Annotated in this window: 15 protein-coding genes and 1 riboswitch; of the genes, 7 read left to right on the top strand and 8 right to left on the bottom strand. The window is 70.0% G+C overall.

The window, feature by feature from the left end; translation table 11 throughout:
- Positions 1 to 115: 115 nt before the first annotated feature.
- The 7 genes from gcvP to AB6V29_RS03675 form a co-directional block, all read right to left on the bottom strand.
- A complete protein-coding gene (gene gcvP, locus AB6V29_RS03645; protein ID WP_369357070.1) occupies positions 116 to 2,995 on the bottom strand; it encodes an aminomethyl-transferring glycine dehydrogenase in 2,880 nt (959 codons plus the stop codon).
- On the bottom strand, positions 2,992 to 3,366 hold the full coding sequence (gcvH, locus tag AB6V29_RS03650; protein WP_210074337.1) for a glycine cleavage system protein GcvH: 375 nt from the start codon (positions 3,364 to 3,366) through the stop codon (positions 2,992 to 2,994). The genes gcvP and gcvH overlap by 4 nt, the downstream gene beginning before the upstream one ends.
- On the bottom strand, positions 3,363 to 4,496 hold the full coding sequence (gcvT, locus tag AB6V29_RS03655; protein ID WP_369357072.1) for a glycine cleavage system aminomethyltransferase GcvT: 1,134 nt from the start codon (positions 4,494 to 4,496) through the stop codon (positions 3,363 to 3,365). Before gcvT ends, gcvH begins: the two co-directional genes overlap by 4 nt.
- A gap of 161 nt (positions 4,497 to 4,657) precedes the next feature.
- Positions 4,658 to 4,752, bottom strand: a riboswitch (glycine riboswitch).
- 60 nt (positions 4,753 to 4,812) lie between these two features.
- Complete coding sequence (locus AB6V29_RS03660) at positions 4,813 to 5,202, bottom strand: hypothetical protein (protein WP_369357074.1); 390 nt, start codon at positions 5,200 to 5,202, stop codon at positions 4,813 to 4,815.
- A gap of 88 nt (positions 5,203 to 5,290) precedes the next feature.
- The gene (locus AB6V29_RS03665) at positions 5,291 to 7,120 is read right to left on the bottom strand and encodes an alpha/beta hydrolase (protein ID WP_369357076.1); all 1,830 of its coding nucleotides are present in this window, start codon (positions 7,118 to 7,120) and stop codon (positions 5,291 to 5,293) included.
- Positions 7,117 to 7,413 carry a hypothetical protein gene (locus AB6V29_RS03670; protein WP_369357078.1) on the bottom strand — a complete coding sequence of 99 codons (297 nt, stop codon included), beginning with the start codon at positions 7,411 to 7,413 and terminating at the stop codon, positions 7,117 to 7,119. The genes AB6V29_RS03665 and AB6V29_RS03670 overlap by 4 nt, the downstream gene beginning before the upstream one ends.
- A 157-nt stretch (positions 7,414 to 7,570) precedes the next feature.
- Positions 7,571 to 8,746 carry a MarP family serine protease gene (locus tag AB6V29_RS03675; protein WP_267786878.1) on the bottom strand — a complete coding sequence of 392 codons (1,176 nt, stop codon included), beginning with the start codon at positions 8,744 to 8,746 and terminating at the stop codon, positions 7,571 to 7,573.
- A gap of 130 nt (positions 8,747 to 8,876) precedes the next feature.
- Between AB6V29_RS03675 and AB6V29_RS03680 the strand changes: the two genes are divergently transcribed.
- From AB6V29_RS03680 to AB6V29_RS03705, 6 genes are read left to right on the top strand one after another with little or no spacing between them, the layout of a single operon-like run.
- Positions 8,877 to 9,611, top strand: a complete 735-nt coding sequence (locus AB6V29_RS03680; RefSeq protein WP_267786877.1) for an NUDIX domain-containing protein — start codon at positions 8,877 to 8,879, stop codon at positions 9,609 to 9,611.
- Positions 9,612 to 9,622: 11 nt separating this feature from the next.
- Positions 9,623 to 10,954 carry a quinolinate synthase NadA gene (nadA, locus tag AB6V29_RS03685; RefSeq protein WP_369357080.1) on the top strand — a complete coding sequence of 444 codons (1,332 nt, stop codon included), beginning with the start codon at positions 9,623 to 9,625 and terminating at the stop codon, positions 10,952 to 10,954.
- Positions 10,951 to 12,444, top strand: a complete 1,494-nt coding sequence (nadB, locus tag AB6V29_RS03690; protein WP_369357081.1) for an L-aspartate oxidase — start codon at positions 10,951 to 10,953, stop codon at positions 12,442 to 12,444. Before nadA ends, nadB begins: the two co-directional genes overlap by 4 nt.
- The gene (gene nadC / locus AB6V29_RS03695; protein ID WP_369357082.1) at positions 12,438 to 13,295 is read left to right on the top strand and encodes a carboxylating nicotinate-nucleotide diphosphorylase; all 858 of its coding nucleotides are present in this window, start codon (positions 12,438 to 12,440) and stop codon (positions 13,293 to 13,295) included. The genes nadB and nadC overlap by 7 nt, the downstream gene beginning before the upstream one ends.
- Positions 13,292 to 14,422, top strand: coding sequence for a cysteine desulfurase family protein (locus AB6V29_RS03700; protein WP_369357083.1), 1,131 nt, complete (start codon positions 13,292 to 13,294; stop codon positions 14,420 to 14,422). The genes nadC and AB6V29_RS03700 overlap by 4 nt, the downstream gene beginning before the upstream one ends.
- The gene (locus tag AB6V29_RS03705; RefSeq protein WP_369357085.1) at positions 14,419 to 15,315 is read left to right on the top strand and encodes a glycosyltransferase family 2 protein; all 897 of its coding nucleotides are present in this window, start codon (positions 14,419 to 14,421) and stop codon (positions 15,313 to 15,315) included. Before AB6V29_RS03700 ends, AB6V29_RS03705 begins: the two co-directional genes overlap by 4 nt.
- Positions 15,316 to 15,533: 218 nt before the next feature.
- Here the strand turns inward: AB6V29_RS03705 and AB6V29_RS03710 are convergent, their stop codons facing one another.
- A complete protein-coding gene (locus tag AB6V29_RS03710; protein ID WP_369357087.1) occupies positions 15,534 to 17,474 on the bottom strand; it encodes an ABC transporter ATP-binding protein in 1,941 nt (646 codons plus the stop codon).
- A gap of 195 nt (positions 17,475 to 17,669) precedes the next feature.
- On the opposite strand from AB6V29_RS03710, the gene AB6V29_RS03715 reads away from it, so the two are divergent.
- Positions 17,670 to 19,163 carry an MDR family MFS transporter gene (locus AB6V29_RS03715; protein ID WP_369357088.1) on the top strand — a complete coding sequence of 498 codons (1,494 nt, stop codon included), beginning with the start codon at positions 17,670 to 17,672 and terminating at the stop codon, positions 19,161 to 19,163.
- The last annotated feature ends 21 nt before the right edge of the window (positions 19,164 to 19,184 follow it).

The following is a 19,184-nucleotide window of genomic DNA, read 5'->3' on the forward strand; positions in this document are numbered from 1 at the left end:
CCCCGGTCTGCTGCGGGTCCCCCTAGAACGACGAAACGGCATCCCGTTCAGCCCCCACCGCGAGGTGCGGAAGGAGCGTTGGGGGGATGCCGTCTCGTCGAGGGACGGGCAGGGGTCAGGCGAACGCCTCCGGCGGCGGGCACGAGCAGACGAGGTTGCGGTCGCCGTAGGCCTGGTCGATGCGGCGCACCGGGGGCCAGTACTTGCCGCGGATCAGGGAGCGCACGGGATACACCGCGGTCTCGCGCGAGTACGGGTGCTCCCACTCCCCCACGACCACGGTCTCCGCGGTGTGCGGGGCGTTCACGAGGGGGTTGTCGTCGGCGGGCCACTCCCCCGCGGCCACCGCAAGGGCCTCGTGCTTGATCGCGATCATGGCATCCACGAATCGGTCCAGCTCGGCGAGGTCTTCGCTCTCGGTCGGCTCGACCATCAGGGTGCCAGCGACCGGGAACGACATCGTGGGTGCGTGGAAGCCGTAGTCGATGAGGCGCTTGGCGACGTCGTCGACGGTGACGCCGGTCTGCTCCTTGAGGGGACGCAGGTCGAGGATGCACTCGTGCGCGACGAGGCCGCCCTCACCCGCGTACAGCACCGGGTAGTGCTCGCGCAGGCGCGCGGCGATGTAGTTCGCCGAGAGCACCGCCGCGGCTGTGGCCTGGCGGAGCCCTTCTGCGCCCATCATGCGGACGTACGCCCACGAGATGGGCAGAATGCCCGCCGAGCCGTGCGGGGCAGCCGAAACCGGACCGCCGTCGAACGTGCCGCCGGCGTGGTCGGCGCGCTGCGAGAACGGGTGAGAGGGCAGATAGGGCGCCAGGTGAGCCTTCGCCGCCACCGGTCCCACGCCCGGGCCGCCCCCGCCGTGCGGGATGGCGAACGTCTTGTGCAGGTTCAGGTGCGAGACGTCGCCGCCCAGGTCGCCGAAGCGGGCGAAACCGAGCAGCGCGTTGAGGTTGGCGCCGTCGACGTACACCTGTCCGCCGGCATCGTGCACGGCCTGCGTGATCTCGAGCACATCGTGCTCGTACACCCCGTGGGTCGAGGGGTACGTGATCATCAGGGCTGACAGCTCGGCCGCGTGCTGCGCGATCTTGGCCCGCAGGTCGCCGAGGTCGACGTTGCCGGCCTCGTCGCACGCGACGACGACGACCTTCATGCCCGCGAGGATCGCGGAAGCGGCGTTGGTGCCGTGCGCCGACGACGGGATGAGGCACACCGTGCGCTCGGTGTCGCCGTTCGCGAGGTGGTACCCGCGGATCGCGAGAAGCCCGGCGAGCTCGCCCTGCGACCCGGCGTTCGGTTGCAGCGACACCGCGTCGTACCCGGTGACCTCGGCGAGCCAACGCTCGAGCTGGTCGATCATCTCGAGGTAGCCGTGCACGTCGGCCCCGGGCGCGAAGGGGTGCACGCGCGAGAACTCCGGCCACGACACCGCCGCCATCTCGGTGGCCGCGTTCAGCTTCATCGTGCACGAGCCCAACGGGATCATGCCGCGATCGAGCGCGTAGTCGCGATCGGCGAGGGTCTTGAGGTACCGCATCATCGTCGTCTCGCTGCGATGAGCGTGGAAGACGGGGTGCGTGAGGAACTCGTCGTCGCGGTGCAGAGCGTCATCGATCCCCCGCAGCGCCACCCCATCGGGCAGCTCGCCGGCGGCGAGACCAAAAGCGTCCAGAACGACCGAGATATCGGCATCCGTCGTCGTCTCGTCCACCGAGACGGCCACGGTCGCGTCGTCGACCCACAGCAGCTGATAACCGCGCTCGCGGGCGCGGTCGACGACGTCCTGCGCGCGCCCGGGAACGTGCACGCGCACCGTGTCGAAGAACGCGTCGCTCACGAGCGTCAGGTCATGAGAGCGGAGTACGGATGCCAGAGCGTCGGCCTTGCGCGCGACCTGCGTCGCGATCGCGCGGAGCCCGTCGGGCCCGTGGTACACCGCGTACATCGCCGCCATCACGGCCAGCAGCACCTGGGCGGTGCAGATGTTGGAGGTCGCCTTCTCGCGGCGGATGTGCTGCTCGCGCGTCTGCAGCGACAGGCGGTAGGCGGGGGCGCCGACGGCATCCTGCGAAACCCCCACCAGGCGACCCGGCAGCTGGCGCTCGAGACCCGCGCGCACGGCCATGTAGCCGGCGTGCGGACCGCCGAAGCCGAGCGGCACGCCGAAGCGCTGGGTCGTGCCGACCGCGACATCGGCGCCGAGCGAGCCCGGCGAACGCAGCAGGGTCAGGGCGAGCAGGTCGGCGGCGGCCACGACGAGACCGCCGGTGGCGTGTACAGCCTCGGCGACGGCGGAGAAGTCCCAGATGCGGCCGGTCGCGCCGGGGTACTGCACGAACGCGCCGAACGCCTCCGGCAGGTCGCCCTCGAACGAGGTCTCGACGATGCGGACACCGACGGCTGCGGCGCGGTGGTGCAGCAGCGCCCTGGTCTGCGGCAGAGCATCGACGTCGACGAGGAAGACGTCGGTCTTCGCCTTCGAGGCGCGGCGGGCGACGAGCATGCCCTCGACGACGGCGGTGGACTCATCCAGCATCGAGGCGTTCGCCGTGGCGAGGCCCGTCAGGTCGGTCACCATCGTCTGGAAGTTGATGAGCGCTTCGAGCCGGCCCTGCGAGATCTCCGGCTGATACGGCGTGTACGCGGTGTACCAGGACGGATTCTCGAGGACGTTCCGCGCGATCACCGACGGCGTGAAGGTGTCGTAGTAGCCGAGACCGATCATCGGGCGGGCGGAGCGGTTGGCGGATGCCAGCTCCCGCAGCTCTGCCAGGGCCTCGGCCTCGGTGGCCGCGGTGGGGATCGCGCTGGTGGCACGGGCCTGCACGTGGATGGAGGCCGGGACGGCGGTCTCGACGAGCGCCTCGACGCTGTCGTAGCCGACGACCTCGAGCATGTGCGCCTGCGCGTCGGCGCCGATGCCGATGTGGCGGTCGGTGAACGCCGCCGGAGTGCCCGCGTCCGTGCGAGGAGGAAGAAGGGTGCTCATGCGGTGAGGTCCTCGTAGGCGGCGCGGTCGAGCAGGTCTGCCGGAAGGTCGCCCTCGACGCGGATCTTGATGAGCCAGCCGCCCGCGAACGGCTCGGCGTTGACGAGCGAGGGGTCGTCGACCACGGCGTCGTTGACCTCGACGACCGTGCCGTTGAGGGGCGCGTAGAGCTCACCGACCGACTTGGTCGACTCGATCTCGCCGCAGACGTCGCCGGCCGAGACGGTCGAATCGGCGCCGGGCAGCTCGACGAAGACGACGTCGCCGAGCTTGTCGGCGGCGAAGTCGGTGATGCCGACGGTGGCGATGTCGCCCTCGAGGGCGATCCACTCGTGCTCGGACGTGTAGCTGAGGGCGGTGAGGTCGGTCATGCGTTTCTCCGATAGAAGGGAAGGGCGGTGACGGTCGCGGGGATGCGGGTTCCGCGCACGTCGATGGTCAGTTCGGTTCCGAGTTCGGATGCCGCGGGGGCGACGAACGCCATCGCGACGGGGTGGCCGAGAGTGGGGCTGAGGGCTCCGCTGGTGATTTCTCCGACGGTGTCGTCGCCGAGCAGCACGGTGTAGCCGGCGCGGCCTGCGCGACGGCCTTCCGACACGAGACCCACGAGCACCGGGGCGTCGGCGGGGCCGGACGACAGTCCGTCCTTGCCGACGAACGACTCCTTGTCGACGGCGACGACGCGCCCGAGACCCGCCTGCGCGGGCACGATGTCGCGCGAGAGCTCGTGGCCGTACAGCGGCATGCCCGCCTCGAGGCGGAGTGTGTCGCGCGCGGCGAGACCGCACGGAACGAGGCCCCGATCGGAGCCCGCGGCGAGCGCGGCGTCCCACAGGGCGGCCGCGTTCGCGGTGGGGATCATGAGCTCGTAACCGTCTTCGCCCGTGTAGCCGGTGCGGGCCACGAAGAGCGGCACGCCGTCGAAGGTCCCCTCGGTCCAGGCGTAGTAGCCGAGCTCGTCGAGGGCGGTTCCGGTGATCTCCACTCCCGGGGTGGAGCTCAGGATGCCGCGCGCCTCGGGGCCCTGGAGGGCGATGAGGGCGAAGTCGTCGGTGACGTCTTCGACGAAGAGGCCGTCGGCCGCCGAGATCCACGTGCGCTGGGCGAGGCCGAAGGCCGAGGCCACGGCATCCCGGTTTCCCGCGTTGGAGATGACGAGAAAGCTCCGCTCCCCCGTGCGGTAGACGATGACGTCGTCGACGATGCCGCCGCTCTCGGCGAGGACCAGAGAGTACTTCGCCTTGCCGATCTTCATGGTCGAGAGACGCCCGGCGAGCACGTAGTCCAGGAACGCGGCGGCTGCCTCCCCGTCGACGCGGAACTCGGCCATGTGCGAGATGTCGAACAGGCCGGCGGCTTCACGCACGGCGCGGTGTTCGGCGAGGTCGGAGGTGTAGCGCACGGGCATGTTCCAACCGCCGAAGTCGGTGAACGAGGCGCCGAGGGCCTCGTGCCGATCGTTCAGTGGCGACGTGCGCGGTGGAGCGGGGGTTTCGGTCATGAGTTCTGCCGTTCGCGATGACGGACAGACGCCGGGCGGCGCCTGGAGAACTCCCCCTCTGTCATGGACCTGAGAGTTTCACCCGCGCGGTCGAGGACGAGCGCGGGCTTTCACCGTCGGTGGACCCGGGACGGTGCATCCGGGTCTCTTTCCAGAGTGGCCCGATCGACGCGGTACGCGTACCTGAGAGATTGGCGGGGAGGCTTGCTCCTTCGGTGCCCGGCTGAATTCGCCGGAGCTCTCCCGCATCGATCATGGGGCCGGTGTGGACTTGTGGGGTCAGCCTAGCGGAGCTTGGGAGAGTGTCGTGAGATGTTCAGCCGTTGTCCTGCTTCCGTAATTCTCGGGCGTCTCCAGGGACGCAGAGGGAGGTGCCTGCGATGTAGTAGTCGCCGGGGGCCGTTGAGAACGACAGACCCGCCACGGTCCCGCCCGAGGCGTACACGACGTAGAGCGGCGTATCGACGACGCGCACCTGCATGCCGAGCGAACGCCAGTAGTCGGCGATGACCTTGGCGTCGGCACCCCGGTCACTGTCCGGAGCGGGTGCCCCGTAGCCATATGAGTAATTGACGCGCTGCCCTTGTTGATTGCCGCAATCGCCGACCTCGGGCGCGTGATCGCGGTGCCACCCCGCGACATTGAGCTGGGCCGCACTGTCTTCGATGGTTGAGACGAGAGCGTCACGGGCCTCAGCGGGAGTCATGCTGTCTTCCTTCGATTGCGCACAGCCGGCCAAAGTGATCGGTGAGATGAGGACGAGCGCTCCGAGCACCATCGCAAGGACGGGCCGACTAGTTCGAGAAGCCATTCGTCAATCCTTCGATCAGCGCTTTCTGCAGCGGGGTCGGAGCTGGCGGAACATAAGGCGACACGAGATCACCACGTCCGGTCGTGGCGAGGGCCACGTTGCGCAAAGACTCCGTCTGCTTGTCAAGATAACCCCCCTCATCCGAGGTGACTGCGCCATGATCGTTGACCGCGTGCAGCGCTCCGTCTCCGGCGACGCTGAATGCGTGTGATCCAAAATCCGGGCTGATCGGATTGACGGAATGGTCAGGAGCCAGACGCCCTGTCCACGCCCACTGATCGCCTCGAGCAGGATCTACCGCCCAAACGTCCTGGGCCTGCCCCGAGAACACGGAATCCGCATGTATGTCCGACGCCGAATCAATGTTCGTCGGCAAACCTGCTGAACCTAGCGTGACGAAGGAGTCGACGTGGACCTGGTCTTGAGTCAGAGCCAGAGACGCCGTGGTGGTCCCGTAGGAATGCGCCACAATGTTTACTTGCGCTCCGGAGTTGACGTGGTCAAGGGAACGCAAGTCACGAGCGAGGTTCGCTGCTCCCGCGTCAGCCAGGTCGTTATGCATGACGTCGAAGCCTCCCTCCATGATCGGCACGGGCGGGGTCTTGTACCCGATCCAGGCCACGGTCGCATGGGAATGGCCCGGATCCGCGCGGTCTTGCTGATCGAGAAGGTTCTGAGCGGCGCGCGACCAACCGTCCATCCCCTCGGTCGTCGTTCCCATGCCAGGAACCGCGTATGTGATGTTGTCCGCGGTGTCGAGATCGCCGATGGATATCGCGGCGAGAGGGGGCGAGTCCCCCGTGAGAGTGATGAGATGCCGAGGGGTGCCGCCGGCGGGTGACGTCAGCGACGACTCGATATTCTCAAGACCCTCCACCCGAGAGCGCGCACGATCGAGCCGCTCGGCATACGCCTCGGCGGCGGCCTGTCCCCCGACGATCTCGTCGTATGTCGGCGGCTTCTCCGCCTCGGCCAGCGCCGCGCGTGCGTCTGCGAGCTGGTCCTCGAGCCAGATGCGGTTCGCCTCGTCGCGAGCGGTGTAGGCGACTCCCCCGAGGTTGCCGATGATCGCCGGCGCGGCGTGGATGAGCGCGTCTTTCTGCGCCGCGTCAAGCTGCGCCCACCAGGGCGCGACTGCCGCCGGCTCTGCCTGGGCGAGAATCCCGGCGAGGCTCGGCCGGGCCCGCAGAAGAGCGGCCAGACTCCCGGCGTCCGCGCCGGCGAGAGCATCGAGCACCTGGCCGGGGTTCGCACAACCCGTCAAGAGAGCCGCCCACTCGTCGGCGCCGAGGCCGGGCACGGCGATGGCGGCGCGAAGCTTGGCAGCCGCCTTCTGCGCGGCATCGCGGAGTGCCGCACGCGCATCCGCGAGGACCGCTTTGGCCTCTGCTCGCGGTCCGGAGCCGAGGAACGCTCGTCGGTCCGGCCCGAGCCAACCGGGGGGCGTGGCGGATGGCTCTTGGAAAGCCGCAGCGTCGAGCGCGTCGGCTCTGTCCCACAGATCGACGGCGTCTCCCGCCCTTGCCCGTGCAGCATCGATCGCGGCGGCGACGTCTTCGAGTGCCGATTCGCCGTGCCGGAAGGCGGTCGCCATGGCCGACCAACCGGACGCCACCGCCCTCACACGCGTCCCATAGGCATCGGCCGCTTCGCCGGTCCAGCCCGAGATCGACTGCGTCGCACGGAGCGCCGTCCCGACCTCGTCGGCGTTCTGCTCGCGCACCCGCCACACGGAGGCCGCCCGGTACAGAGAGGCGACATCGCCGGGGATGAGGGCGGACGGGTCTCGGGTCTCACCGAGCTCGGCGGTCATTCGATGACCCACCCCTCGACGGCGCCCAACGCACGCACGTCGGCCTGGCTGGTGGCATCCAGGTTCTCGAACATGTCCGCGACCTCGCGCAACCCCGTCACGAGTGCCTCGACACCACGGCGACGCTCGGCGGTGCAGTCATTCATGCACCCGACGAACTCCGCCAGGGCGAGACTCAGATCGGGCTGATCGGCGACGGAGAAGCCCAAGACGTCGGGCTCGTCGGGAACGACGCCGACCATCTTCGCCGCCACCCGCCGCACCTCATCGACGGATATCGAGATGTCCCCCATGCGCAGGAGCATAGACAGATCACGCAGCTATACAGGGCGCTAGAGGGAAATTTCACCCGCCCCACGGCCGACGGCCCTCGTCGCCGGCGGAGCGGGAAGCGCACACCGAAGCAGGCAGCGTGTTGGCGCTCCCCACCGCCCCAGGCGCGGAGGCGGCTCAGCCGCGCGTGCAGCTCCCGGACGCCACGGGTGCCGACAACGACCCCATCTGGGCCATCACGGGTTCCAGCTCGGCCGGGGTCATGGCGTAGCCGACGTCGTCATCGGTGTCGGAACGGGCGAAGACGATGCCCGCGACCTGACCCGAGGTGGTCAGCAGCGGTCCGCCCGAATTACCCGGGCGCACGATACCGGCCAACGCGTAGATGTCGCGCGGAGCTCGGGAGTCGTCGTAGATGTCGGGGACGGGGACCGTGCCCTCCGACAGGATCTGCGCGCTGCCGGAGGTGAACGGACCGCCGCCCGGGTAGCCCTGCACCACGGCGGGAGCCCCCACCGCGAGCGTCTCGGCGATCGGCAGAGCCGCGGCGTCCAGTCCATCGACCGAGATCACGGCGATGTCGTCGATCGGGTCGAAGTAGACGACGCGCCCCTCGCGCGCCGGGCGGCCCGGGAGCTCCACGAGCGGGGTGTCGACCCCCGCGACGACGTGCGCGTTGGTGACCACGCGATCGTCGGCGACCACGAAGCCCGAGCCGCTCGAGGTGATGCCGCAGGCGTACGCGGTGCCCGAGATCCGCGCCACCGATTGCGCCGCCTGCGTCAGCGCAGGATCGTCGAGGGCGATGCTCGGGGTGGTCGGCACGGGGCCGATCTGGATGAGTTCGCCCAGGCGAGGGATACCGTCGGCGAAGATCGTTCCGCGCAACTCGGCGAGCGCGCCGCGCACGGGAGCGGGCGTCAGGTTGTCGATCGTGCGCACCACCGCGGAGGAGCCGAGAGCTGCGGAGACGACGGGGACCCCGACCGGGGTGAGGGAGCCGGCGACGAACGAGATCGCGAGCGCGGCGGCCGCGACGTTGACCACCCCGCCGAGGAGTCGCTCGGGGATGCGCAGCTTGATGCGGTCGGCTCCTCGACGGAAGAAACCGCCCACGGCACTGCCGAGGCCCGAGCCGATCACGAGCAGCGCGATGCCCGCGCCGATCATGGCGGGTCCGCGCCAGGCGAGGTCGGTGACCCACTGCCCCACGAACGGAAGCGCCCAATAGGCGGCGACGGCGCCGAGGGCGAGGCCCGCGAAGAAGCCGATGGTGGCGAGAAAGCCCCGAGAGAGCCCCGCGACGAGTGCGACCGCCAGAAGGGCGATCAGGGCGATGTCGACGATCGGCATCCGACCTCCTGTATTCGCATCGAGGCTAGATCGCCCGTCTGGGAGAACCCTTTCGACGCGCGGACCGCGCGTCCCGGCATCGGGGATTCGCCCTTCGAGTCGAGATGACACTAAGATCGATCCCGGAGATATGGTCACCATGACACGAACCCCTCGCCCCGAGTCCCGCGACGCCGACGTGCGCGTCGCGGTGTCGACCGTCATCTTCAGCGTCCGCCGGAACGAACACGACGAACCGGTCCTGTCCCTCCCCCTCGTCCGCCGCACCCGCGACCCGTTCGATGGGAGGTGGGCGCTGCCCGGCGGCTGGCTCGACGCAACCGAAGAGCTCGACACAGCGGCATCCCGCACCCTCGCCGAGACGACCGGCCTCACCCCCAGCTATCTCGAGCAGCTCTACGCGTTCGGGGCCGTCGACCGCTCCCCCACGCGCGTGGTCTCGATCGTGTACTGGGCGCTGTTGCGCTCCGACGAGGTCGATGCGCAGGTCGCCGCGCACGCGCGGGAGGGCGATGCGCCCGAGAATGTGGAATGGTTCGACGCGACCGACCTGCCGGCCCTGGCTTTCGACCACAACGACATCGTCGAGTACACGCTCTGGCGCCTGCGCAACAAGGCCGGTTACAGCCGCATCGCGCACGGGTTGCTGCCCGACGAGTTCACGCTCGCCGACCTGCGCGAGGTGACCGAGTCGATTCTCGGCAGACGACTCGATCCCGCCAACTTCCGTCGGCAGGTCGACATCTCCGACACGCTCATCCCGACCGAGCGCTTCCGCACCGGAAGCCATCGTCCCGCCCGCCTGTACCGCTACAACCGCGATGTGGAGCTGGCCGACCGCGGCCCGCTCCGCTCCCGTCACTGATCGGAACGCCCATGTCCGCCACCCCCCTCACCCTGCAGCCCCGTCCCGCGATCGACCCGAGCGTCGACCACGCGATCCAGGCGATCGTCGCCGGCGCCTCCACCGACGCGACCTGCACCACCGATCTCGCGGCCGGGCCCTGGGATTTCGACACGCGCCCCGGCTACGGCCCCGGCTCGTCGATGGGCGACGTCATCCCCACCGGAGCGCCTCGGCAGGGCGAGCTGCCGCAGCAATACCGCGACCCGTCCGACGACGAGCTCGACGCCCGCATCCGCGCGGCGAAAGAGACGCTCGGCGACCGAGTCGTCGTGCTCGGGCACTTCTACCAGCGCGAAGAGGTCGTGCGACACGCCGACTACGTGGGCGACTCGTTCCAGCTCGCCAACGCCGCGAAGGACCGCCCCGAGGCCGAGGCCATCGTGTTCTGCGGGGTGCACTTCATGGCCGAGACCGCCGACCTGCTCTCGCGCCCCGAGCAGGCGGTGATTCTCCCGAACCTCGCCGCCGGCTGCTCCATGGCCGACATGGCCGACATCGACCAGGTCGAGGAGTGCTGGGAACAGCTCGAAGACGTGCTGGGTGATCTCGAGACCCCGGATGCCGAGGGCTTGGTCCCCGTGATCCCGGTGACGTATATGAACTCGAGCGCGGCCATCAAGGGCTTCGTGGGGCGTCACGGCGGGATCGTCTGCACCTCCTCCAACGCCCGTACGGTGCTCGAGTGGGCGTTCGCACGGGGACGCCGGGTGCTGTTCTTCCCGGATCAGCACCTGGGCCGGAACACCGCCAAGGCGATGGGTGTGCCCCTCGAGCAGATGCCGATGTGGAACCCGCGCAAGCCCCTCGGCGGCTCCTCCGACGCTCAGATCATCGACAGCCGCGTCATCCTGTGGCACGGCTTCTGCTCGGTGCACCGCCGCTTCACCGTCGACCAGATCGACAAGGCGCGCGCCGAGCACCCCGGCGTCCGCGTGATCGTGCACCCGGAATGCCCGATGGACGTGGTCGATGCCGCCGATGAGGCGGGTTCGACGGACATCATCCGCAGGGCCATCGCCGCGGCGACCGAACCCACCACCTTCGCGATCGGCACCGAGATCAACCTCGTGCAGCGCTTGGCCGCCCAGTACCCGCAGCACGAGATCTTCTGCCTCGACCCGGTCGTCTGCCCCTGTTCGACGATGTACCGCATCCACCCGGGCTATCTCGCGTGGGTGCTCGAGTCGCTCGTCGAAGGCACCGTCGTCAACCGCATCACCGTCCCCACCGACGTCGCCGAGCCCGCCACCGTCGCGCTCGAGCGCATGCTCGCTGCGAAGCCGAACGGTGCGGTGAAGTGATCACCGTCGTCGTGGTGGGCAGCGGCATCGCCGGTCTCACGGCGGCGCTGCACGCATTCGAGAACGGATGCCGTGTCACGGTCGTGACGAAGGGCGCCCTGCCCGACACGAACACGCGGTGGGCGCAGGGCGGGATCGCCGCGGTGACCTCCCCCACCGACTCGGTGGGCTCGCACGCGGCCGACACGATCACCGCGGGCGCGGGACTTAGCGACCCCGCCGCCGTCGACGTGCTGGTCGGCGAAGGACCGCAGCGGATCGCGGAGCTCGTCGCGCGCGGGGTCGGTTTCGACCGCGCCGACGACGGCGACTTCTCGCGCGGGCTCGAGGCCGCTCATGCGGTCCCCCGTGTGCTGCACGCCGGCGGCGACGCGACCGGAGCCGCCATTCAGGCCGCTCTCGGTGCAGCCGTGCGTGCCGCAGCTATCGAGGTTCGCGAGCACGCCCTTCTGCGCGACCTGGTCGTCGCGGGGGGCCGGGTGACGGGCGTCGAGCTCGACGGCGGCGAGCGCCTCGATGCCGACGCGGTCATCCTCGCCACCGGAGGCGCGGGCCAGCTCTACTCCCACACCACCAACCCCCTCGGCGCCACCGGGGACGGGATCGCCGCGGCGTTGCGCGCGGGAGCCGCTGTCGCCGACCTCGAGTTCGTGCAGTTCCATCCCACGGCCCTGGCCGTCGGCATCCCGTTCCTCGTCTCGGAGGCGGTGCGCGGAGAGGGCGCCGTGCTCATCGACGACACCGGCCGCCGGTTCACCTTCGATTCCCACCCCGACGGCGAACTCGCCCCGCGCGACATCGTCGCCCGCGCCAACGCCCGGGCGATGACCACACAGGACGGTCGGCCCGTCCGGCTGGATGCCACTGCCCTGGGCTCCGAGCGACTCGCACGGCGCTTTCCCACGATCGACGCCGCGGTACGCGATCGCGGGCTCGACTGGAGCCGCGATCCGATCCCCGTGACCCCCGCGGCGCACTACCTCATGGGCGGGATCGTCACCGATCTCGACGGACGGACCACCGTGCCCGGGCTCTACGCGGTCGGAGAGGCGGCGCGCACCGGCGTGCACGGGGCGAACCGCTTGGCGTCCAACTCGCTCCTCGAAGGAGCGGTGTTCGGAGCGCGAGCCGGAGACGCCGTGGCTCGCGGCGGCGAGTGGCCGGGCTTCCCCGTGCGCGAGGTCCCGCCTCTCGACGTCGCCCCCGCGGTGGACGCTCCCCCCTTCTCGCGCCGCGCCCTGCAGGAGCTCATGTGGGCCGAGGCGGGTCTCGTGCGCGAGGCCGCGGGCCTGGGGCGCGCCGCCGCGGTGCTCGCCGCGTGGGATGCCGACGCCGCACCGCGCAGCGTCGAAGATGCGAACCTCCTCCTCCTCGCCACGCGCGTCGTGGCCGCGGCCCGTGCGCGCGAGACCTCGGTGGGCGCGCACTTCCGCTCCGATACCGAGCCCTCGGCATCCCTCATCGAACCCCAGGAGGTCCTCGCATGCTGACCCGCGCCACGATCGATCGGATCGTCTCGGCAGCCCTCGACGAGGACGCCCCCTGGGGCGACCTCACCAGCGAGACGCTCATCCCGGAACACGCGACCGCGCGCGCCGAGCTCGTCTCCCGCGTCGAGGGCGTGTTCAGCGGCTCTGCGGTGTTCGTCGCCGCCTTCACGCTCACCGACTCCTCGATCACCGTCGAGATGCAGATCGCCGACGGCGAGCGGTTCGCTCCCGGCGACACCCTCGCCGTGGTCACCGGACCCGCGCGAGGCGTGCTCACGGCCGAGCGCGTCGGTCTCAACTTCGTGCAGCGCATGTCGGGGATCGCAACCCTCACCGCGCGCTACGTCGCCGAGGTCGCCCACACCGGCGCCCGCATCGTCGACACACGCAAGACCACGCCGGGCCTGCGCGCGATCGAACGTCAGGCCGTCCGCGCCGGCGGCGGCCACAACCATCGCTTCTCGCTGTCGGATGCCGTCATGGCCAAGGACAACCACCTCGCGGTGCTGACCGCGAGCGGACTGTCGGTGACGCAGGCACTCGAGAGCGCCATCGCGCGACTCCCCCACACCACGCACGTCGAGGTCGAGGTCGACCGGCTCGAGCAGATCGACGCGGTGCTCGCCGCCGGCGTCGGCACGATCATGCTCGACAACTTCTCACTCGACGATCTGCGCACCGGTGTCGCCCGTGTCGCCGGAGCAGCCCAGGTCGAGGCCTCGGGGGGCGTGACGCTTCAGACCGTGCGCGCCATCGCCGAGACCGGCGTCGATGTCATCTCGGTCGGCGCGCTGACGCACTCGGCATCCGCCCTCGATCTGGGCCTGGACATCCGCATCGAGACGGCGTGAGCCTGTACCTGGACAACGCCTCCACCACCCCCGTGCGCCCCGAGGTGCTCGAGGCCATGGCCCCCTTCCTCACGCGGTTCTTCGGCAACCCGTCGAGCCACCACGAGGTCGGTGAAGCTGCGGCATCCGCTCTCGACGAGGCTCGCGCGCAGGTCGCGGCCGTCCTCGGCTTCCGCGCGGGAGACGTGGTCTTCACCTCCGGCGGCACCGAGTCGAACAACGCCGCGATCAAGGGGCTCGTGCTGGGGTCGGGGCGTTCGCACCTCGTCACGACGGCGATCGAGCACGAGTCCGTGCTGGCCTCGGCCGACTACCTGTTACGCCTGCACGGGGTGCGCGTGACCCACGCTCCGGTCGACGACACCGGCACGCTGATGCCCGAGGCGCTCGCCGAAACGCTGCGCGACGACACGGCGCTCGTCAGCGTGGGCTACGCCAACAACGAGATCGGAACGGTTCAGGACGCCGCGGCCCTCGCCGCCGTCGCTCACGAACGTGGGATTCCCCTCCATCTCGACGCCGTTCAGGCCGCCGGGTGGCTCCCCCTGGCGGGACTCGGAGCGGATGCCATGACCGTCGCCGGCCACAAGATCGGTGCGCCGAAGGGCACCGGGATCCTCGCCGTTCGCGGGCGCCTCCCGTTCGAGCCTCTGCTGCACGGGGGCGGGCAGGAACGCGGTCGACGCTCGGGCACCCCCGACGTCGCGGGGGCGGTGGCCATCGCCACGGCGCTGACGCTCGCCGAGGCGGAGCGCACCGCCGATGCCCTGCGGGTGGGAGCCCTGCGCGAGGCCTTCACCGCGCGCGTGCTCGCCACGGTGCCCGGCGCGCGTCTCACCGGCCACCCGGAGCGCAGACTCCCCGGTACCGCCAGCTTCGTCTTCCCGGGCACGAACGGCGAGACCGTGTTGCTCGAGCTGGAGCGTCGCGGAGTCGTCTCGTCGAGCGGCTCGGCGTGTGCTGCGGGCAGCGACGAGGCCTCGCACGTGCTCCTCGCCGTGGGTCTCGATCACGACGACGCCCGCACCGCCGTGCGCTTCACGCTGCCGCACAGATGGACCGGTTCTCTCGACGCCGTCGCAGATGCCGTCGCCGTCGCCGTAACCGCCGTAGGCTCGCGCGGGTGAGTTCCACCCCCGTCACCGTCATCGTCCCCGGATTCGACGTCGCCCCCTTCGCGGAGGAAGCCCTCGGGTCGTTGCGCGCACAGACGCACCGGCACTGGACCGCCGTCCTCGTCGACGACGCCTCGACCGACGACACGGCCCGCATCTTCGCCGATGCCGCCTCCGCCGACCCGCGTTTCCGGCTCGAACGGCACACCGAACAACGTGGGCTGGGTGCCGCGCGCAACACCGGCCTCTCGCATGTCGACACGCCCTACATCGCGTTCCTCGACGCCGACGACCGCTTCCGCCCCGACGCGCTCACGCGCCTGGCCGACACGCTCGATCGCACCGGCAGCGACTTCGCCGTCGGCGCATACGTCCGTCTGCGGCCGGATGCCGACACCCCCGGCTACACCGCGGGCGAGGTGCAGCCGTGGGTCACGGCATCCACTTCTCCCGCCCGCGCGCGCACGACGATCGCGGAGCATCCCGCGGCCTCGGGCAACATCGTGGCGTGGTCGAAGATGAGCCGCGCGGAGTTCTGGCGGGCGAACGGCCTGCGTTTCCCCGAGGGGCGCTACTACGAGGACCAGGTGCTCACGCAGCGCATGTACACGGGGGCAACCGCGTTCGATGTCATCCCCGACGTCGTCGTCGACTGGCGTCAGCGCCGAGAGGGCGGGTCGATCACCCAGCGGCTCGGTGAGCTCGACGTGTTGCGCGACTATCTCGACGCGCTCGGTGAGGGGATCGCGGTGCTGCGCGAGGCCGGGGCCGAGGCTGCGGTGAAGGAGCGCGGAGCCCTGATCCGCACGCTCGACCTTCCGCCGCTGCACCGCATCGCCGAGACGCACCCCGACCCGGCCTACGGCATCGCGCTCGAGGCGTTCCTCGAGACGCTGCCCGGCTGACACTCTCTCGGCCACAGCGCCGGCCGGATTCGCGCCGGCCGGGTTCGGGCCGGCCGGGTTCACGCCGGCCGGATTCGCGCCGGCCGGGTTTGCGCCGGCGCGAGTTCGCGAGACTGCAAGACGCTGACATCTCCGCTGCAGGCTGACACCGGATTGTCAGCGGTATGCCGTCTCACGAACCCGATACCGGAACCGGAACCAGACAGAACCGTCGCAGCTCAGGCAGGCGCCTCGTCGGCGCGACGGACGGGGAGCGCGGCGTGCGCGAGACCCGCGGCGTCGTGCTGCTCTTCGGCGAGGACGAACGAGGCGGCGAGCTGCTCGGCCGCGAGGCTCGAGTACAGACCCCCCGCAGCCAGCAGCTCGGAATGCGTCCCCGATTCGACGATGCGACCGGCATCTACGACGTGGATCCGGTCGGCGCTGATGACCGTCGAGAGTCGGTGTGCGATCGACAGCGTCGTGCGCCCGCGCGAGGCGGTCTCGAGCGCTTCTTGCACGATGCGCTCCGACACGGTGTCGAGGGCGCTCGTCGCCTCGTCGAGCAACAACACCGGCGGGTCTTTCAGCAGCACGCGCGCGATGGCGATGCGCTGCTTCTCGCCGCCCGAGAGCCGGTACCCGCGCTCGCCGACGATGGTGTCGTACCCCGCCTCGAACGAGGCGATCACGTGGTGGATGTTGGCCGCGCGGCAGGCGGCTTCGATCTCGTCATCGGTGGCGTCGGGCCGGGCGTAACGCAGATTCTCGCGCACGCTCGCGTGGAAGAGGTACGTCTCTTGCGAGACGATGCCGATCTCGTCGATGATCGATGCCCGCTCGAGGGTGCGCACGTCTGCTCCGGAGAACATCACCGCTCCGCCGGTCGCCTCGTACATACGAGGGGTGAGATAGAGGATCGTCGTCTTTCCCGCTCCCGAGGGGCCGACGAAGGCGACGTGCTGCCCCGGCTCGACGGTGAACGAGACTCCGTCGAGCGTGGGCCGCGCCTGCACGGATGCATCGGGGTAGCGGAACTCGACGTCGCGGAACTCGATGCGCCCCACGGGGCCGGGGGCCGCCGAGACGGGCAGGGCATCGGGCACGTCGACGATCGCCGGACGCAGGTCGAGGTACTCGAAGATGCGGGCGAACAGCGCCGAAGAGGTCTGCACGTCGAGGGCGACGCGCATGAGCCCCATCAAGGGCATGAGCAACCGCGCCTGCACCGTGGTGAAGGCGACGATCGTTCCGGCTGTGATCGCTCCCGCTCCCCCGCCGATGAGGTACCCGGCCACGAGGTAGATGACCGCCGGAACACTCGACATGATCACCTGGACGACGGCGAAGAAGCCCTGACCGCTCATGGCCCGGCGCACCTGTAGACGCACCTGGTTGTCGTTCTCGGCGTCGAAGCGCGCGGACTCGGTGCGCTGACGGTTGAAGGACTTCGACAGCAGGATGCCGGACACGCTCAGCGTCTCTTGCGTGATCGCCGACAGTTCGGACAGCGACTCCTGCGTCTCTCCCGCGATGCGCGCCCGCACCTGGCCGACACGGCGCTGGACGAAGAGCAGGAACGGCATGAGCGCGACGGCGATGAGGGTGAGACGCCAGTCGATGAGGATCATCGCCACGAGCGACGCGATGACCGTGACGGCGTTGCCGAGGATGCTGGTGACGGTGTTCGTCAGCACCCCCGAGACGCCGCCCACGTCGTTCTGAAGTCGTGACTGGATGACGCCCGTCTTCGTGCGCGTGAAGAAGCCGAGCTCCATGTTCTGGAGGTGGTCGAACAGACGCGTGCGCAGGTCGCCCGTGACCCGGTTTCCCACGGTCGCGGTGAGCCAGGTCTGACCGACGTTGAGTGCGGCCGAGACGAGGAACAGACCGATCATGACGCTCACGAGGACCGCGAGGAGCTGCAGGTCGGGGCTCGATCCATCGACGGGGAACAGCGCGTCGTCGAAGATGCGCTGCACGAGCAGCGGCGGGATGACGGCCACGGCCGCGCCGACGACGACGAGCAGCGCGGTGAACGCGATGCGCCCGCGATAGGGCCGGAACAGGTCGACGACACGGCGCCCGAGGTTCTGCACCCGCGGAGCCTGAGCGTTGCGGCGGCGCTGCATGTCCGCGTCCACGCCGCGGAACATGCTGCCGCCCATCCCCATGCTCATGTTCGTCAGCCTACGTCCGACCGCCGACACCGGCTCTCGCCCCGGTGATGTCGGAGACCCTCGATAGGGTCGCTACCGGAGTGCGGCCCGTCCGATCGTCTCGATGTCGGAATACCTCGGGCCGCGCGCCCGTTGTGCCCGAGGCAGTCGCCATCCGCGGCGCCACGAAGCCCCCCGCACGCAAAGGACCTCGTCATGGCCGCAACCGGCACCGTCCCCGTCTCCCGATCGAGAACTTCCGCCACGTCCTCGGCGTCGTCGCACCGTGCCGGCCCGGTGATCGCCCTGCTCGTCGTCGCCGCGTTCGTCGTCATCCTCAACGAAACCACGATGTCGGTCGCGCTCCCGGCGATCATGGCCGACTTCGGCATCAGCGCCGCCACCGGTCAGTGGCTCACCTCGGCGTTCTTGTTGACGATGGCCGTCATCATCCCCCTGACCGGCTTCCTCCTCGAGCGCTTCCCCATTCGCGTGGTGTTCTTCAGCGCGATGAGCGTCTTCGCGCTGGGCACCCTGGTCGCCGCGCTCGCGCCGGTGTTCGGGGTCCTGCTGGCGGGTCGCATCATTCAGGCGATGGGCACCGGCGTGATGATGCCGCTGCTGTTCACCACGGTGCTGAACCTCGTCCCGGCGAACCGACGCGGTCGCATCATGGGCGTGGTGACGATCGTCATCGCCGTCGCACCCGCCGTGGGCCCGACGGTGTCGGGGCTCATCCTGTCGGTCCTGACCTGGCACGCGATCTTCTGGCTGATTCTCCCTATCGCTCTGCTCTCCATCGCGCTCGGCGCCCGCTGGGTCCGCAACGTCACCCAGACCCGCCCGGACGCGCGCTTCGACGTGCTCTCCGTCGTCCTGTCGGCGATCGGCTTCGGTGGCCTGGTCTACGGCCTCAGCGCCATCGGAGAATCGGCCTCCGGGCACGCGTCCGTGCCGGTGTGGATCCCCCTCGCCGTCGGAGCGGTCTTCGTCACCGTGTTCGTCATCCGTCAGCTCCGACTGCAGCGGTCCGACTCCGCGCTGCTCGACCTGCGCGTGTTCCAGAGCCCGTCGTTCCGGCTCGCGGTACCCCTGGTCGCGATCGTGATGGCCGCTCTGTTCGGCTCGCTCATCCTGCTGCCCATCTTCCTGCAGCAGGCGCTCGGCCTCAGCAGCCTCACGGTCGGCCTCATGCTGCTCCCGGGCGGCGTGCTCATGGGCGTCATGGCGCCGATCGTCGGCCGCCTCTTCGATCGCTTCGGGCCGACTCCCCTCGTCATCCCCGGAATGCTGATCGCCGCCGCCGTGCTGTGGACGATGGCTCTGACCTTCGACCTGGGCACCCCCATCTGGTGGATCGTCACGGTCTACCTCGGCCTCAACCTCGGACTCGGCCTGGTCTTCACCCCGTTGATGACCTCCGCGCTGGGCTCTCTCCCACGCCGCCTGTACTCGCACGGCAGCGCCGTCGTGGGCACCGCTCAGCAGGTCGCCGGAGCCGCGGGCACGGCCGGTTTCGTCGCGATCATGACCGTCTTCTCGAGCACCGCCCTCGCCGGTGGTGTCGACCAGGCCGGCGCCGTCGCGTCAGGTGTGCACGCGTCGTTCCTCGTCGGAGCCGTGATCGCCTCGGCCGCCGTCGTCCTCGCGTGCTTCGTGCGCAAGCCGGCGGAGGCGGAAGAGACCGACGCGCCCGTCAGCGCGCATTGAGTCCACACGAAGTCGGGGTCG

Source organism: Microbacterium sp. 20-116, from assembly GCF_041079415.1.
Taxonomy (GTDB): Bacteria; Actinomycetota; Actinomycetes; order Actinomycetales; family Microbacteriaceae; genus Microbacterium.